The sequence below is a fragment of the Hyunsoonleella flava genome, assembly GCF_004310325.1.
Taxonomy (GTDB): Bacteria; Bacteroidota; Bacteroidia; order Flavobacteriales; family Flavobacteriaceae; genus Jejuia; species Jejuia flava.
Window position 1 is genome coordinate 39246 of the sequence record NZ_SIRT01000010.1, and the last position, 18019, is coordinate 57264.

Sequence of the window (18019 nt, forward strand, 5' to 3'; positions counted from 1 at the left end):
TTTAAATTCGTAATCGATGTTTTTATAATCAGCAGACGTATAATTTAAAAGATATTTCCGCCTTCGCGGATAGTAAATATGAAGCAATACCACGACTTAGTAAAACACGTTTTAGAACATGGCAATGAAAAATCGGACCGCACGGGCACGGGTACCAAAAGTGTATTTGGTTACCAAATGCGATTTGATTTAAGTGAAGGGTTTCCCATGGTTACCACAAAAAAACTACATTTAAAATCTATTATTTATGAGTTGTTGTGGTTTTTAAAAGGTGATACCAATATAAATTACCTTACCGAAAACGGTGTTCGTATTTGGAATGAATGGGCAGACGACAATGGTGATTTGGGTCCTGTTTACGGTCACCAATGGCGCAACTGGAATAGTGATGAGATTGACCAAATAAAAGAAGTTATCCACTCCCTAAAAAACAATCCAGACAGCAGAAGAATGTTAGTTTCTGCTTGGAACCCATCAGTATTGCCCGATACGTCTAAAAGTTTTGCTGAAAATGTAGCTAATGGAAAAGCGGCACTTCCCCCCTGTCATGCCTTTTTTCAGTTTTATGTGGCAAACGGTAAATTATCTTGTCAGTTATATCAACGTAGCGCTGATATCTTTTTAGGAGTGCCTTTTAACATTGCATCTTATGCATTATTTACCATGATGATGGCACAAGTTTGTGGCTATGAAGCTGGAGAATTTATACATACGTTTGGAGACGCACACATTTACAGTAATCACTACGAGCAGTTGGAACTGCAATTATCTCGTGATATTCGTCCGTTACCAAAAATGATTTTAAATCCTGAAATCAAAGATGTTTTTGACTTTGATTTTGAAGATTTTACATTGGTAGATTACCATCCGCATCCGCATATTAAGGGTGTTGTGGCGGTTTAGATGCGTACTAAACCCACCTTACTTTTCTTGACTTTGTAAAAATTTTCGACTACCTTCATTAAACGACGGATATAAGCCATAATAACGGCGCATATCCGTCAACTCGTTAAACGAAATTCCCAAAAAAACTTATAATAATTCTTAAGAAACTACCCTAGCAAATTAACCCGCGTTAGGGATTGAGGCATTTGTTGAAGCTCCCCGACGAAGAAGGGAGCGACTGCCGAAAGCCCGACTACGCCCGTGGCGTGGGAACGCCCAAAATATTAAAAACAAAAAAAGCACCTTCTAAAAAGAAAGTGCTTTCATAAAATTTTTAAGCTTAAACTTATACAGTTACAACACTGTTTTCAGCGCCTGCAAAATCGTTCCAAGCGTAAGCATCTGCAGCGGCATCGTTTACATACTCGCCATCTACAATGTACTTAAACTCGTAAGAGTTGTCTTTTTCTAAATCTACAGTACCCTTAAACGTACCGCTTTTTAATTTTTTAAGTGGTGATTTTTTAGCATTCCAATCGTTAAAACTACCTACAACTGCAACTTTTTTAGCATCTTCTGCATCAATTGAAAACGTTACTTTACATATAGGTTTACTCTTTAAATACTGTTTTTTAATAGCCATAATATAAGTGTTTAATTATGGCACAAATTTATAAAACATTGCATTTATACATGCATTTAAGGCACTTATATTGAAAGAATTATCAATTTGCCAATATGTACTCTGTTTCTTTTATAGTATGTGAAAAAATTAAGAGCAAAATTGAAGTATTGCTAATAGGAATTGTTTGGTTTTGTATTGATTTTCAGTGATTTCCATACTAAAACGTTTTCGCTTTTGCGGGTTATAGGTTTCATTAAAAAAGCTTTAACTTTACAGCTTTAAATTAGAATATGTTCGGAAAGAAGAAACAGCAACCACAGATTGATAAAGAGCAACTGGAGCTTATAGAAAATGCGCAAAAACGCATCAAACAAAAAAAGCGTTTATATGCACATTTTGTGTTGTTTTTAATAGGCTGTGTGCTCATTATTGCGGCCAATACGGTTTTGGGCATTGGGAAAGACTTCACCATTGCAGGTATTAATTGGTTTGTTTATGCCATTTTGATATGGTTGTTTTTGTTCTTATACCATCTATTTAATGTGTTTGTAACCAATAAATTTATGGGGAAAGCATGGGAACAGCAGCAGATGGAAAAATTGGTAGCTAAACAACAGCACCGTATTGATCAATTGAAGGAAAGCTTTAGAAAAGAAGAGGAAATTAAGGCGAAAAGCGAAGTGTTTAATGAGCTAAATTCTTCTGAAGCAGTTGAGACAAAAAAAGACTCTGAACTTACTATTATTGTAGCTGCCGCTGAAAATGATGCTATTGGAAGGGGTAATCAGTTAATTTGGCATTTAAGTGACGATTTAAAACGATTTAAGTCCTTAACCAGTGGTCATCATATTATCATGGGCAGAAAAACGCTTGAAAGCTTCCCTAAGCCTTTACCAAACCGAACGCATGTGGTTATCACGCGTCAAAGAGATTATAAAGCACCTGAGGGTGTGATTATCGTGCACTCCTTAGAAGATGCTATTGACGCCGCAAAAAGTGATTCTCAGCCTTTTATTATTGGTGGCGGACAGATTTACAAACAAGCCCTATCGGCAAATTTGGTTGATAAAATTGAGTTGACCCGTGTACACGAAGACTTTGAAGCCGACGCTTTTTTTCCAAAAATTGATACCACTATTTGGAAAGAAACCAATAACGTTTTTAACAAAAAAGACGCAGAACACGAGCACGAATTTTCCTTTATTACTTATGAGAGGATTTAAACCAAATAGAACAATTTAGTATATAATTGCTATTTTTGCGCCACTAAAAGCTAACTAAAAAACATATGAAAGCATATATATTTCCAGGTCAAGGTGCTCAATTTTCAGGAATGGGTCTAGACCTCTACGAAAATTCCCCTTTAGCCCAAGAGCTTTTTGAGCAAGCCAATGAAATTCTCGGATTTTCAATAACAGATACCATGTTTGAAGGTTCTGCCGAAGATTTAAAAGAAACTAAGGTAACACAACCTGCTATTTTTTTACATTCGGTGATTCTCGCAAAAACTTTAGGAGATAATTTTCAGCCAGATATGGTTGCAGGCCATTCTCTTGGAGAGTTTTCCGCTTTAACGGCTAACGGCACTTTAAATTTTGAAGATGGCTTAAAGTTGGTATCCCAACGTGCTTTAGCAATGCAAAAAGCATGTGAGTTACAACCAAGTACCATGGCAGCTGTTTTAGGTTTGGATGATGATATTGTTGAAAAAGTATGCGCTACAACCGAAGGTGTTGTGGTTGCAGCCAATTATAATTGTCCTGGTCAATTGGTGATCTCTGGAGAAATAGATGCCATTAATAAAGCTTGTGAGACCTTGAAAGAAGAAGGTGCGCGACGCGCTTTAGTGCTACCTGTAGGAGGTGCATTTCATTCGCCTTTAATGGAGCCTGCCCGCGAGGAACTAGCTGCTGCTATTGAAAGTACTACATTTAATACACCAAGCTGTCACATCTACCAAAACGTGACTGCAAGTGCTGTGAGTGACGAAAATGAGATTAAAACCAACTTAATATCACAATTGACTGCACCCGTACGTTGGACCCAATCCGTAAAGCAAATGCTTGCTGATGGCGCTACTTTGTTTACTGAAGTTGGCCCTGGCAAGGTATTGCAAGGTTTGGTAAAAAAAATAAACAGAGAAGCCCAAACCGAATCTGCAACTTTTGAAGCTAATTCTTAAATGAAATTTACACGTCGTACTGCCTTTATAGTTTTGACTATAGTTTTGACTATTGCTGTTGATCAAATTTCAAAAGTATTGGTCGTAAATAACATTGAGCCTAGAACGAAAACTTCTTATGGTGAAACTATTTCCTTAATCGGTGATTATTTCACAATGATGCACGTAAAAAACGAAGGCGCATTTTTAGGAATGGGTAGTGATTTGGAAGGTCCTCTAAAAATCGTTCTGCTATTAGTGCTCCCAGTTATTGTATTAGGTTTTGTACTTCGTCATATTATAAAAGACAAAAGCTTAGATAATTGGTCTCTTTTCGCTTTTGCGAGTATTATTGGTGGCGGTATAGCTAATGTTTATGACCGCTTTGCTTACGGCGAAGTTACCGACTTTCTCTACATTCAAATTACAGATACCATAAGAACAGGCATCTTTAATTTAGCCGATCTATCCGTAACTACGGGTATGATTATTTTGGTGGTTATGATGTTGAAGAAGAAAAATAACGTACCTGAACAAGAATTATAAAAATAAAAACCGAGATAATAGTTTATCTCGGTTTAAATTGGCTTAGTTCTGTTTAATTCTTAGTTCTAGGGTATTGTAACCGTTACATCGGTTCTTGCTCCATAACTACCATCAGATGAAAAAATCACTTCACCATCAAACGTTAAAGAGAAAGGACCTGCGCCGTCTTCAAAACCATCAAATATTGAAAACGTGTATGTTCCAGAGGCTAAACAGATGTTTCTTGTAATTCCACCTGTTAAACCATCATAAGCACCAAATCCTGCTGGTGTGGCACTTTCAAATACTGTATCACCCGCAGCGTTTACAATACGCCAATAAATTTCCTCTGGCCAGTTGTCAAAGGTAATATCAAGTATTAATTCAGGATTAGGACACACTTGCTTTAAATTCATTTGCATGGTAGCTCCAATGTTTAAACCCTCTTGTGTCACAAAATCTAAGGCCAAAATATCCTCTCCAGATGGGTTTATATTTGGTCCTACTATTTCAAGATTAAATGTGCCTAAATTAGAATTGGCAGGAACAGTTACAGAAGATGGCACAGAATAGGCCGAAGGATCTGCAGTTGTTACATCTGCGTTGACTGTAATATTAAAGGTACGATCTGAACTCGCAGTATTAGACGTCGCTATTTTTATTTCTTCAATAGCACTCAAATTAGGATCTACGCCTAGTAAAGGTCTCGATTCAAACCCAACATAATCAATCTCTAAAATTGCTGGTGCTCCATCGTCTTCCTCGCAATTGGTAAACAGGCAGATACTCAAGGCTATGGTGAATATAGTTATTAATTTTTTCATAATTTTTATGTTTTATTTTATAATAATCTTTTTAGTGAATTTTGAATTTCCACTGGTTATGTTCAAAAAGTAAATACCTTTAGAAAACTTTGAGGTATTTACTGCATAATTCCCATTAGAAGTAACAGGCAAGAGGTCTTGGTAGATTAATTTCCCATTAATGTTATATAACATTAGTTTAGATATATCAGGAAGTGTGTTGTACTTTATATTGATGCTAGTCGATGCAGGAATTGGCCATATCTGCAAACCAGAGAGCGCACTTTCTTTCGAGCTCAACGTAACGTTATTACCAGAAAGTATTATTGAAAAAGGCTGTGAACCGTTAGTTAAAGACCCCTTGTGCGTTACTGTTAATGTATAATTCCCATTTACAGGGTTATCTATATCAATGCGCTCAATGTTATCCACATTGTTATCGCCTTTTATTGCAGCGGCAGCAACGTTTGTATTGTCCAATTTCCATGGAGTAAAAACAGTACTGTTGCTATCTTCTAACCTTAAATCTAAATCATTTATTAGTCTTGGAGAAAGCACATTATTAGGGCTTGACGACACGTTTCCTGCGGGGTCGGTCCAACAAATAGTTGCTTTTAATTCACTTCCTGCTGCTGCAGAAAACTGATAGGTGTAGGTGTCTCCGCCGTTTAATATCACCTCTCGTATTAAAGCATTATTGTCTGTATCACCCTTAATCAACATGACTGCATCTCTAGCATTGAGTAATCCCCATCCAAAAATAGCATCAGGACCTGTTCTTGTATTGTCATCAATTGCAGTATGACATACAAGTCCTTTCAAAGTCGCTGCACGCATGTAGCTGGAATTTAACTGATTATAATACTCTTGTAATAACAGGAGAGAACCAGCTACATTAGGTGAAGCCATTGAAGTTCCTGAAATTGTACTATAAGCATCATCACTTCCAGAAAAAGGAGAATAAACATTAGTACCATCTCCAGCTATATCTGGTTTTATTCTAAAATCATCTGTTGGTCCTTGACTACTACCACTATTAATGGCCAAAATAGTTAGTTCCCCCGTAGCTGCATTAAGAATAGGATTTGCATTGGCAACCACTAGGTTGTTCTTGGCGGTTTTATTTCCTGTTAATTTATCATATCCTGGACCAAGTCCACCAGAGTATGTTCCATTAGGTCCTGAGCCTGCATTACCTGCAGAATTAACGGCTAAATAAAAAGGTACATTATACGCAACCTCATCCCAAGTTCTTGCAGCAGAGGAATAAGACCCGATATCTTCAGCATCCACTTGTTGTGTACTACCAGAAAATATAGGTATACCATATGAATGATTTGATATAAGCAAACCGTTTGAAGCTTCATCTAAAGCCTCTGTATCGTCAAACTCCCAATCATAAGACCTTAAAGTAGCCTTAGGAGCCATTCCTTTAGCATCTGCATTTACACCTTTAGCTAAAAGTGTACCAGCTACATGAGTTGCGTGATCACTGATAGGGCCAAAAAATAAGCCAGGGAACTCAGGGTAGATAACTCTTGATTCTGGCACTGGCTGATCGTCTTTAAATTCATCATGTGTTCCACGAACACTCTCTTCGTCCCAAACGCCAATACTCATGTTTTCACCTTCTAGGTTTAATCCCAGCCCACCTCCTGGATACAATTGATCTGTTTTAGTAGCTTTTGCACTATTGATGTTGTGCGTTGTACGATACATAGGCTTGCCATCTATGATATCATGTATGGCGTAAACTTTACCATTAATTTCTATTCTCAGTTTTTCACTTGGATGTGACTTAAGGTAGACAGAAATTCTACCTTCCTTAAGCTTGTTCTTTTCAGCTAAAGATGATTTTAGTTTATTAATCGCATTTGTATTGTATGTAGATGCAATTTTCATTCTTTCAGCTTCAGTCTGAGAATAGAAATTAAGGCACATTAAAAGTGTCAATAAAAAAGTAATTAACCCTTTACTATTCATCGTTAAATCTTTCGTCGTAATTTGGATTTAAGTCTATTTCATCTTGAGGTATTTTTAGATAGAAAAGGTTACTATCCGCTGGAACATCAAGAGATATACGATGTATATTATTCCTGTTCATAGGTAAATTATAGCGTTTTGCATCAAACCATTGCGGTCCAAATTCCCCATAAAACTCCTTTTTGCGTTCTAGCAAAATTTCGTCCAGCAAAGCTTGTCCGGTGTTTCCAGACATTACTGCATTTGGATCTCTTGCCGACTGCAATGCAAAAAGTAATCGCTGTGCTTCAGGAATATTCCCTAATTGGTATTGTGCTTCAGCATCAAACAATACCATTTCAGATTTTCTTATGATAGGAATATCTGATGCAAACGTAAAGGCATATTTTGTAGATATGAACTCTCGCCAAGGCTCCGAATCAGATACACCATAAATATCAAAAAATAAATTACGGCTGTCAGTTGCTGAAAATTCACTTACAAACTCTGGATCGAAATACGTGGCCGAATAACTCAATGTTAAATGATCCATCATAGGAGCAGCATGCCCCCAGAAAAAGTTAGTTTCGTCCGATCCATTTTGAAACATTGCCCAAAGCCATTCTTGATCTGTCATATCTCCAAAACCATTACCCCAGTTTGTGGACTGCACCGCTGCAGAAGCATCGCCTCCGTAAGCGGCTCTTGCCAAAGCAGACATTTTACTCCAATCGTCTTGAGTTACCGCTAGAACACGAGTTAATACAGCTTGAGCTACAGCCTTGTTAATAAAACTTTTTCCCAATCTTGTGTCAGGTAAATCTGCTACCGCATCTTCTAAGTCTTGAATAACTAGATTATAAACCTCACTCATTGGTAGTGGGGGATTTCCGGTTGCAGTCTCTAAACTAGTAGGTGCTGTATAAATAGGGATTCTAACTAAATCTCTATTATTATTGTAGTTTGGACAAAATTCTAACAACAGTTCAAAAAGGTGAAATCCTCGAATAAATTTACCTTTAGCAATAAACTCTTTTTTGTCTCCTTCACTTAATAAATCACTATTTTCTACACCAGAAATTAATGTATTGGCGAAATTTACATTTTCATAATTAAAATCCCATGTAAAATTAGTGCGTCTAAAAGCAGGCTCTCTATTTTCATGGCCATAGTCAAAACGATACCAAGACACAGCTTGAATGATATCGTTTCCCTTAACTGCTCTCGCAAAATACATGGCGTAAAGCCCTCCAACATCTACGGTTCTATATTGTCCTTTATAATTGGATAATATCCCATTAACAAATGTTTGAACATTATTTCTGTTTGCAAAAATTGCAGCATCGGTAACACCAGATGTATCTATAGGTTCTTCAACAAACTCTTCGCTACAAGAGCTTAAGCTTACTAGGAACATTACCACTACTAGAGTTTTAAATGGCAATTTCCAAGACTTTTTAATATTTATAATTTTCATAACTTTTGTTTTATAATTTTATAAGTGCACCAAATGTAAATGTCCTTTGTAAAGGCGATCTATTGTTGGTAAGGCCATTAAATGCCTGTTCAGGATCAATCCCCTTGTGAGATTGCCATGTAAGTAAATTATCTGCTTGCAGATATAATCTAAATTGGTTGAGCCCTACAACATCCAAGGCACTTTGAGGTAGATTGTAACCTACTGTTAAAGCTTTTAATCTTAAGTAATCGTTCTTAAATAACCATCTTGTAGATCTAAACGTAAAACTGTTTTGACCTTGAGTTAATCGCGGAAAATCTGTAATATCACCAGGTTGAGACCAAGAATTAAAATTATCAGGATGGGCAGAATTTCCAACAGCTGGGTTAATTAAACCTGTGTAATCTGTATCATATAGATAAGCTCCTAAACTAAAATTGAACAATGCACTCACATCAAATTGTTTATATCTAAAAGAAGTATTAAACCCACCTTGAACATCAGGAAGAGATTCCTTACCTGTTTGGTAGCGAGTGGCAGTATCATAATCGTTTGTAACTTCCCTCCCTGTCACTTCTCCATTAGCATCAAGTACGTCTCTATACCATAGTGCATCCCCTGTAGCAGGATCAACACCCGCCCATTCTCTTACATAAAATTCGAATATTGAAGCTCCTGGCACCCATAATTTAGTGCCTTGTATAAGCCTATCTGTGAACGGAGAAATTTGTGTTATTTCATTCTTTAAAAGTGAAACGTTACCTCCCACACTCCAAGAGATATCTTCTTTGTTGATGATATTACTATTTAAAGTAATCTCCCAACCGCTATTGTTGATAATACCGGCATTTGCCCTAAGGAATGGCACACCAGAGGAAGGTGTGTTTGTGATAGCCTGAATAAGGTCTACACTTTCTGTTTCAAAATACTCAACCGATCCCGAAATAACGCTATTAAACAAATTAAAATCTAAACCAAAGTTAGTTGATCTTGATGTTTCCCACTTTAAAGCAGGGTCGGGCAAAGTGGAATTTGGTAGATTAATTGGTTGTCCTTCAACTGGTGAAATTGTTACATTTCCAAAATTGGCTCCACCAAAAACAAAACTGGTAGGGAAAAATCCTCCAGGAATATTGATGTTACCAAGTTCTCCAAAAGAGGCACGTAGTTTTAAATTATTTACCCAATCTACATTATCCATGAAGCTTTCATTAGTAATCACCCATGAACCTCCAATAGAGAAAAAATCACCTGTTCTAAATTCTTCTTCTAGTTGAGACGTTTTATCCTGTCTGTAGCTTCCTTCAAGGAAATATTTTTTATCGAAATTATAAGATACCCTTCCTAACCAACTTGTAATACGTCGCTCTGATCTGAAACCACCGAAAGATTCGGCAACAGTACCATTACCAATTTCTTGTTGACCCGGTAAAAACCCAGTTGATGAAGCTCTAAAACTATCCAATGTATTAGTATTCGCTTCAAAAATTCCATCAACAGATACATTGTGTTTCCCAAAAGTATTGGAATAGTTTAAGGCTTGAATAGCATTACGCGCAGATGTAACGTTTCTTCGTTTTGTAACCCTTCCCTGAACATTTGAAGCTGCTCCAATCTCGTCATCATCAAACTCATGACTGTCAAATACATAATTCTCATAATTAAATGTAGACTTGAAGGTGAAATTGTTTAAAAAAGTAACTTCTGCATAGGCTGAACCTATGAGATTTGTACGGATTCTTTTTTCGGTTCCCAATAGAATTGATGATAGAATATTTTCTCCAACAATTCCAGGTCTTGTGTTATTTATCGGTTGCCCAATTGGTCTTCCATTTCCATTACCGAGATCATAAATTAACTCGCCATTAGCGTCTAAGATAAGGTTACCATTAGCATCTCTTACATAAATAGGATACACACTACTATTACTATATATCCATGAAATTGCTTGGGTGGTGCTTCCCGAAGTTTGGTCTGGATTATTAGAATCTGATCTTGAATAGCCAAGAGTAATTCCTGTATTTAACCAATCATTGACCTGAGTATCTATTGCAGCTCTAGTCGCAATTCTCTCAAAATTAGATCTGATAACAGGACCCTCCTCATCTAAATAATCAAAAGAGAAAAAATAATTAGATTTCTCACTACCACCAGAAACTGTTAGTGTATGATTTATTCTTGGTACATTTCTCCTTAACACCTCATCTTCCCATTTGGTATTCCAACGCAGGTTAGCCCCATCGACTAAATTGCCATTAGTATCTATTGGGTTACTAACACTATATGGATTGTATCCAATAGTAGGAATTAAAGCAGAACTTGCATTAGCAGCTGCATCTGCAGGAGATTGACCTAAACCATAAAGATTATCGTTTCTTATGGCAGACCACATTAATTTTAAGTAATCTTCAGAGCTTACCAAATCATGAATACCTACTGAAGGGTTAGAAATTCCGTATTGGCTCCTCAAGCTAATTTCAGCTCCGCCATTTCGTTTACCTCTCTTTGTAGTAACTATTATCACTCCATTTGCGGCTCTTGAGCCATAGAGCGATGCAGCACTGGCATCTTTTAATACTGAAATTGACTCAATTTGATCCTGACTTATTGTGTTTAAATTTCCACTGAAAGGAGCACCGTCTACAATAATTAGAGGAGCGTTAGAACTTGCGAAGCCTCCAGTATCAACACTTCGATTACCCAATTGGTCATTAAAACTTCCAAAGCCACGAATCCTAATATTAGGATTTTGACCTGGTTGCCCACCTGCAGTAACAATGTTAACACCAGCTACGGTTCCTTGTAAAGCTCTAAGCGGAGAGGTTACCTGCTGATTTTCAATAATTTCAGCATCAATTACATCTACAGCTCCAACTATAGCTTCCCTAGTCTGTGTTCCATAAGCTACAACTACCACTTCTTCAAGTGTGGTAGCGTCTTCCTCTAAAGTTACATTGATAACACTTGATGTGCCAATCGAAACTTCTTTAGTTACATATCCAACATAACTAAATACTAGAGCGCCTCCCGTATTTAGCCTTATTGCATATTTTCCATCAAAATCTGTTGAGGTCCCATTTGTGGTTCCTTTAACCAAGACAGTTGCTCCTGGAAGCGGCAAATTGTTTACGTCTACAACTTGTCCTGTAATGGTTTGTTCTTGTGCAAATAATGTGGATACCCCAAACATTATAAGCACTAATGCGTAGTAGTTTTTTAATCTCATAAAAAATGAATTTGAATTAGTCTATGCAGATTGAAAAAAGGTGGGCAGCAAAGTTTTTTTAAGTGACTAATTCAAAAAATTATACTTTACTTCCAAAGTTTAGTGGATCTCTCTTATGTTTTCAGTAAAGCCCTTGTCTGCCTCACCTTTTAGCAATTGCGAAGTAAAGAAAATTATAAAAGCCTGTAAATAAGGTAATTCCCATAATACTTTACCTATCCGATAAAAATTTACTCTCGTTTTACCTTTGGGTTTAGGTTGGCTTTTGTTTGTATGTATTCAGTAGGAGTTAGTGAAGTTTCCTTTTTAAAAGCTTTATTAAATGTCACCTTATTATTATAGCCCACTTCATAGGCAACATCAATTATGTTTAAGCTACCATGCGTGTCAGATTCAAGTATTTTTATCGCCTCTTTGATTCTAAACTTATTAATGAGTTCAAAAAAATTCATTTTGAAATGCTCATTGATAATTTGAGATGTATTGTGTCTGGTAGTATTTAACTTATTGGATAGAATCTCTAAATTAATATCGCTCTTTTTATATATTTTCTCTTGAACAAGTAGTTTAATTAACTGTTCTTTTAATTCCTTGGAAAGTCCAGGTGTAAGACCAGATTTTTCATACTTTGGGGTAAATACCATGTCAATACCATTATTTAGATCAGCATTAAATATATTTGGTTGTACAAACGCCATGTAGGCTATGTATAGTATCATTATTGACATAGCACCAATTTGAAAATGGTAAACATATGTAGAAACATCGCTCTTTATAATGTAGGCAAATATGCCATATATAAAATAAGCTGCTATATAAGCGACATGAATTCTATATAGGTTTTTGAACCACTTTTTTATAGACGACTTATGTGGTAACGCCTTATTAATTTCCATCTTTGAAAACTGTGCTTTCCAAATACAAAACGCATAAAATATTAGTGATGCTATTTTTACGAAAAAAGTAAACGTATCATAAAAATTACTGTTAAAATCACTTAGTCTTAGCATTATTCTTAATTTTTCCGAAGCAGATTCAGCATAAACGGGTATCAAGAAAATTAACAAAATTATTGTAGGCAAAACATGTAATAGGTCTTTGGCTCGGAACTTAAAATTTTGGGTAACACTTTTAAAATAAAAAAATAACAAAGGCCCGAATAACAAAGCCACTGAAGACGACATACGATAAGCATGAGGAAAACGTAGTAAAAGCCTAGACATAAATAAAACAAACTCAAGAATAAACAATGAATGAATTGCAATAAAACATCCAATGAACAACTTTGCATGTCTATTCCCTTTCTTGGTAGTATTTATAGCGAAAGCAAAAAAGAAACCTATTAAAGCTGCATAAAAATATATAAAACCTAAGGTGTGTATATTGGGTAAGTACTTCTGCTTTAAATTAGCGTACTCGTCAGAATCTTGAATTTCATCGTAGGCACTATTTGACAATATTTTAAAGTCTAAAGTGTTTGAAATATATTTTTCTGAAAAGATTTCAGCATCCCGAGGCTGATTCAACTCTGCATTTAACAACGCCAAGTTTTTAAAAACTTCTATAGAGTCACTAGGCTTTGCTGCTAATGCATCTTGATAAAGCACTAAAAGTTCTAGTCTAGTTAAGCTATTATTTATATTTTTCTCCTCAATTAAGCTGTCAATTTGAAAAGCTCTTACAGGCTCAAACCCTGAGATAGCATTGCATTTAAAACCAAAAATAAAAACACACAAAAAAACTAGTAATATTTTGGTTTGATGGTTCATTAAAAATTGGTTGAGAATAAATATCAAAAGCTAAGGTTTTAGCTTTAATGCTATTTTATTATGAATTTATAAATAAAGATATCGGTAACTCTTAAAAAATTCTTAAAAAGGTAATTCCCGATAATCTTTTACCGCTATTGGTAGGCTAATGGCATAAAAAAAGCCATTCCCGACAAGGAATGGCTATAAATTATAATTAGAAATGTTACCCTCTTACCTTCTGTTCCCAGTTCCAAGCGGATCGCATCGCATCGTCTAATGAAAGTTTAGATGTCCAACCCAATTCTTCATTTGCCAAAGTAGTATCTGCATACGCCGCAGTAATGTCGCCTTCTCTTCTATCTACTATCTTGTAATTCAATTTTTTGCCCGAAACACGCTCAAATGATCTTACAACTTCTAATACCGAACTTCCTTTTCCTGTCCCTAAATTAAAAGTCTCATAATTGGCTTTATTTTTTCCTTGCAATAACCTGTTTAAAGCCACTACATGTGCTTTAGCCAAATCCACTACGTGAATATAATCTCTTATACATGTACCATCTGGCGTAGGATAGTCATCTCCAAATATTGAAAGTTGCTCGCGCAGGCCTATTGCCGTTTGGGTAATAAATGGCACCAAGTTTTGAGGCACACCAATAGGTAACTCTCCAATCTCGACAGATTCGTGTGCTCCAATAGGATTAAAGTATCTCAAAGCAATAGCCTTTAGCGAATCTACAACCTTACAGGTATCTTGTATGATCTCTTCCCCAATTTGTTTTGTATTGCCATAAGGCGATTCTGCTTTTTTAACTGGAGCACTTTCAGTAATTGGTAGCTCATCCGCTTGTCCGTATACGGTACATGACGAACTGAAAATAAAACTTGCAGAAGGTAATTTTTTCAACTCTTTTAGAATATATACTAGTGTAGCAATATTGTTTTCGTAATACAACAATGGTTCTTGCACACTCTCTCCAACCGCTTTACTAGCTGCAAAATGAATGACCCCCTTTATGTCGTTATGTTTAGCAAAAAATGCTTCAACACCAGTTTTATCTTTTAAATCTAATTTTTCAAAACTTGGCTTTTTACCAGTGATATTAGTAATGCCTTCTAAAACGTCTATTGAAGAATTTGACAAATCGTCAATGATTATTACATCGTAGCCTTCATTTTGTAACTCTACAACAGTATGAGAGCCAATAAACCCTAATCCACCCGTTACTAGTATTTTATCCATTTATAAATTTAATTATAGTTGATGTTATAAATTCAATCTGTTCGTCGTTCAATTCGGTATGCATCGGCAATGAAATCACTTCTTTTACCAATTGATTTGTTACTGGAAAATCTGATTCCTTATATCTATCATCTGCATAAGCTTTCTGGAGATGCAAAGGGATTGGATAATATACACCACACGGAATACCCTTTTCATTTAAATGCTTCACAAGAGCATCTCTATCAATATTTTTTAATTTCAATGTATATTGATGAAATACATGGCAATCACAAGTATCGCATATATTTTCACCGCAACCGTTGGTTAATTCAGGTGTGATTATGTTTTCAATAGCCTCAAAAGCTTTATTGTATTTTTTTGCAGCACTTTGTCTTGCTTTATTATAGCTATCCAATTTAGGCAATTTTGCATCTAGTACTGCGGCCTGAATACTATCCAAACGCGAATTAACGCCCACAACATCATGATGATAACGCTTGTACATACCATGATTAACAATACCTCTTATGGTGTGCGCCAAATCATCATCATTAGTGAAAATAGCGCCACCATCGCCGTATGCTCCCAGGTTTTTGGATGGAAAAAACGACGTAGCCCCAACATCACCTATGGTTCCAGCTTTTGCCTTTGTACCGTCTTTAAATGTATAATTTGTACCAATGGCTTGAGCATTATCTTCAATCACATATAAATTATGTGCTTTTGCAATTTCAAGAATTGCTTCCATATTTGCACATTGACCAAATAAATGTACCGGAACAATCGCTTTTGTTTTTGGTGTAATGGCTTTTTTTAGAGCTTCGATATCAATATTAAAATCGTCTTCATTAACATCCACTAATACAGGTGTTAAGTTCAGCAGTGCAATCACCTCTACTGTAGCTGCAAATGTAAAATCTGCGGTAATCACCTCGTCTCCAGGCTTCAAACCAAGTCCCATCATTGCTATCTGCAACGCATCTGTACCATTAGCACATGGGATAACATGCTTTACGCCTAAATAATTTTCTAAATTCTTTTGAAATTCGTGAACCTTTGGCCCATTTATAAAAGCTGTATTTTCAATTACATTATCTATTGAAGTAGAAACAACATCTTTTATGTCGTTATACTGACCTTTTAGGTCAACCATTTGAATTTTCTTCATATTCGAAGTTTTAGAATCATAATCATAAAAGCAGATTATGACCCTAGTTTAATTATACTCTGCTTGAGTTGTCTACTAACAAAATTACAAAATTCATCAATGTCATCCATTGATTTATTTCAAAGAAATGTATTTTAGCAAGAAAGATAACACCCTTGCAATTTATATATAGTATAGGTACATACTTTACAGGTTATATTTTAAAAATCGTAGCACTGTTCAACGCTAAAATTAAACTAGGTGTTGAGGGAAGGATCCGCACCTTTAGTTTACTTGATCAACATCTCAAAGCTACAGATCGAACCATATGGTTTCATTGCGCATCCCTTGGTGAATACGAGCAAGGCTTGCCTGTTTTTGAAAAAATAAGAGCACATTATAAAAGCCATAAAATTGTATTGAGTTTTTTCTCTCCATCAGGTTTTGAAATACGGAAGAATAGCCTAGTCGCTGATGTTGTAGTGTATTTACCCTTAGATACAAAAAAAAATGCAAAACGTTTTATAACGCTTGTACATCCAGAACTTTCAGTATTTGTAAAATATGATATTTGGCCTAATTATTTAAGCGAGATTAAAAAAAAGGAGATGCGGGCTATTTTAGTTTCGGCTGTTTTCAGACCAGATCAAATCTATTTTAAATTCTATGGCAATTTGTTTAAGAAGTCTCTGTTTGTTTTTGAGCATATTTTTACTCAGAATGAAAGTTCAAAGCAATTATTGAAGTCTATTGGCTATGATAATGTATCAGTTTCTGGAGACACTAGGTTTGATAGGGTAAGTAATCAAATAAAGGCGGACAACAGATTAAATTTTGTTGAAGAATTTAAAGGAGACGATTTATGTGTAATAGTAGGCAGCTCATGGCCTGAAGACGAAACTCTATTTATTAATTTTATCAATAACAAAACTTCTTCTGGAGTAAAATACATAATAGCACCACATAATATAAAAGAATCCCAAATCAAACATTTTATTTCGAAAACTAAAGCAAAAACTATTTTGTACTCTGAAATTGAGGATAATTCTTTGGCTGATTATGACATTCTAATCATTAATACCATAGGACTTTTATCAAAAATTTACAGTTATGGTGACATCGCCTATGTTGGTGGTGCTATGGGCACTACAGGTCTGCACAATACATTAGAACCCGCTGTTTTTGGCATGCCTGTTTTAATTGGTCCAAATCATGAAAAGTTTCCTGAAGCGCAGGCCATGATAGATAATGGAGGGATGTTTACTATAAAAAACCAAGAAGAATTTAATGAAACTCTAAAAAGTTTATTGGAAAATAGTGACTACAGAGAAATATCAGGGTCTAAAAATTTGAAGTTTATAAAGAAAAACAGTGGTGCCGTCATCCAAATACTAGATTATCTGCGTATATAAGATGTTTTTCTTAAAGAAAACCCGAAAAAATGTTCGCATTTTAATTATTGATATTAAATTGCAAACTAAATAATTAACACTAAAAACAACGACAAAATGAAAAAATTAGTTTTAGGAACAGCTTTATTATTAGCATTAGGATTATCTTTCACATCATGTAGAGACACAAAAAAGGCCGAATCTGTAGAGGACGCTGTAGAAAACGCGGCAGAAGCAACTAAAGAAGCTGCTAACGATGCAGTTGATGCTGCTGGTGAAGCTGCTAAAAAAGCTGGAGATGCAGTTGAAGGTGCTGCTGAAAAGGCTGGAGAAGCTGTGGATAATGCAGTTGACGCTGCTGGTGAGGCTGTAGATAACGCAGCTAAGAAAGCTGGTGAAACAGTTGATAAAGCGGTTGATGCTACTGGTAAAGCTGCTGACGACGCTGCTAATGCTGTGAAAAAAGAAGCAAATAAGTTAAAGACAAGTAACTAAAAGGGAAATCTTTTAGTATGTAAAAACCACCTTGTAGGTGGTTTTTTTTATTTCTATAAGTTTTAAAAACAAAAAAGCCTTATCAAATTTGATAAGGCTTTGTACTGAAGGCGGGACTTGAACCCGCACGGCCATAATGGCCATTGGATTTTAAGTCCAACGTGTCTACCAATTCCACCACTTCAGCAACTTAATTGGTATATTTTAAGAAAGTTTCAGAGCGAAAGACGGGATTTGAACCCGCGACCCTCACCTTGGCAAGGTGATGCTCTACCCCTGAGCTACTTTCGCATTGTTTTAATGAACGTACAACCTCACGATTGCGGATGCAAATTTAAAATATTTCTAGGAATTGCAAAGCCTT

At 35.8% G+C, this 18019-nt stretch carries 14 protein-coding genes and 2 tRNA genes; 6 read left to right on the forward strand and 10 right to left on the reverse strand.

The features are described from left to right. Positions 1 to 78: 78 nt before the first annotated feature. On the forward strand, positions 79 to 903 hold the full coding sequence (locus EYD45_RS11720) for a thymidylate synthase (protein ID WP_130964748.1): 825 nt from the start codon (positions 79 to 81) through the stop codon (positions 901 to 903). A gap of 328 nt (positions 904 to 1231) precedes the next feature. On the opposite strand, the gene EYD45_RS11725 is transcribed toward EYD45_RS11720, so the two are convergent. Next, on the reverse strand, positions 1232 to 1528 hold the full coding sequence (locus EYD45_RS11725) for an isoamylase early set domain-containing protein (RefSeq protein ID WP_130964749.1): 297 nt from the start codon (positions 1526 to 1528) through the stop codon (positions 1232 to 1234). Between the two features lie 272 nt (positions 1529 to 1800). Between EYD45_RS11725 and EYD45_RS11730 the strand changes: the two genes are divergently transcribed. The 3 genes from EYD45_RS11730 (at position 1801) to lspA (ending at position 4217) form a co-directional block, all read left to right on the forward strand. Then, positions 1801 to 2733 (forward strand): dihydrofolate reductase, encoded by a 933-nt coding sequence (locus EYD45_RS11730; RefSeq protein ID WP_130964750.1) that lies wholly within the window; start codon positions 1801 to 1803, stop codon positions 2731 to 2733. 65 nt (positions 2734 to 2798) lie between these two features. After that, a complete protein-coding gene (gene fabD / locus EYD45_RS11735) occupies positions 2799 to 3692 on the forward strand; it encodes an ACP S-malonyltransferase (RefSeq protein WP_130964751.1) in 894 nt (297 codons plus the stop codon). Next, positions 3693 to 4217: a signal peptidase II gene (lspA, locus tag EYD45_RS11740; protein WP_130964752.1), complete on the forward strand. Its 525-nt coding sequence runs from the start codon at positions 3693 to 3695 to the stop codon at positions 4215 to 4217. A gap of 65 nt (positions 4218 to 4282) precedes the next feature. On the opposite strand, the gene EYD45_RS11745 is transcribed toward lspA, so the two are convergent. The 7 genes from EYD45_RS11745 to EYD45_RS11775 form a co-directional block, all read right to left on the reverse strand. Further along, positions 4283 to 5020: a hypothetical protein gene (locus EYD45_RS11745; RefSeq protein WP_130964753.1), complete on the reverse strand. Its 738-nt coding sequence runs from the start codon at positions 5018 to 5020 to the stop codon at positions 4283 to 4285. A 12-nt stretch (positions 5021 to 5032) separates the two neighbouring features. Next, a complete protein-coding gene (locus EYD45_RS11750; RefSeq protein WP_165453930.1) occupies positions 5033 to 6901 on the reverse strand; it encodes a S8 family serine peptidase in 1869 nt (622 codons plus the stop codon). A 73-nt stretch (positions 6902 to 6974) separates the two neighbouring features. Then, positions 6975 to 8438, reverse strand: a complete 1464-nt coding sequence (locus EYD45_RS11755) for a RagB/SusD family nutrient uptake outer membrane protein (RefSeq protein ID WP_130964755.1) — start codon at positions 8436 to 8438, stop codon at positions 6975 to 6977. Positions 8439 to 8448: 10 nt separating this feature from the next. Then, complete coding sequence (locus EYD45_RS11760) at positions 8449 to 11646, reverse strand: SusC/RagA family TonB-linked outer membrane protein (RefSeq protein ID WP_130964756.1); 3198 nt, start codon at positions 11644 to 11646, stop codon at positions 8449 to 8451. A gap of 230 nt (positions 11647 to 11876) precedes the next feature. Beyond that, positions 11877 to 13415 (reverse strand): helix-turn-helix domain-containing protein, encoded by a 1539-nt coding sequence (locus tag EYD45_RS11765; protein WP_130964757.1) that lies wholly within the window; start codon positions 13413 to 13415, stop codon positions 11877 to 11879. 205 nt (positions 13416 to 13620) lie between these two features. Then, on the reverse strand, positions 13621 to 14640 hold the full coding sequence (gene galE, locus EYD45_RS11770) for a UDP-glucose 4-epimerase GalE (RefSeq protein ID WP_130964758.1): 1020 nt from the start codon (positions 14638 to 14640) through the stop codon (positions 13621 to 13623). Next, the gene (locus tag EYD45_RS11775) at positions 14633 to 15790 is read right to left on the reverse strand and encodes a DegT/DnrJ/EryC1/StrS family aminotransferase (RefSeq protein WP_130964759.1); all 1158 of its coding nucleotides are present in this window, start codon (positions 15788 to 15790) and stop codon (positions 14633 to 14635) included. The genes galE and EYD45_RS11775 overlap by 8 nt, the downstream gene beginning before the upstream one ends. 155 nt (positions 15791 to 15945) lie before the next feature. Here EYD45_RS11775 and EYD45_RS11780 point away from each other — a divergent pair, with 155 nt between their 5' ends. Both EYD45_RS11780 and EYD45_RS11785 read left to right on the forward strand, forming a co-directional pair. Continuing rightward, positions 15946 to 17181, forward strand: coding sequence for a 3-deoxy-D-manno-octulosonic acid transferase (locus EYD45_RS11780; protein ID WP_130964760.1), 1236 nt, complete (start codon positions 15946 to 15948; stop codon positions 17179 to 17181). 96 nt (positions 17182 to 17277) lie between these two features. Then, a complete protein-coding gene (locus tag EYD45_RS11785) occupies positions 17278 to 17655 on the forward strand; it encodes a hypothetical protein (protein WP_130964761.1) in 378 nt (125 codons plus the stop codon). A gap of 102 nt (positions 17656 to 17757) precedes the next feature. Here the strand turns inward: EYD45_RS11785 and EYD45_RS11790 are convergent. Both EYD45_RS11790 and EYD45_RS11795 read right to left on the reverse strand, forming a co-directional pair. Then, positions 17758 to 17842 (reverse strand) — tRNA-Leu (locus EYD45_RS11790). 32 nt (positions 17843 to 17874) lie between these two features. Further along, positions 17875 to 17946 (reverse strand) — tRNA-Gly (locus EYD45_RS11795). Positions 17947 to 18019: the final 73 nt, after the last annotated feature.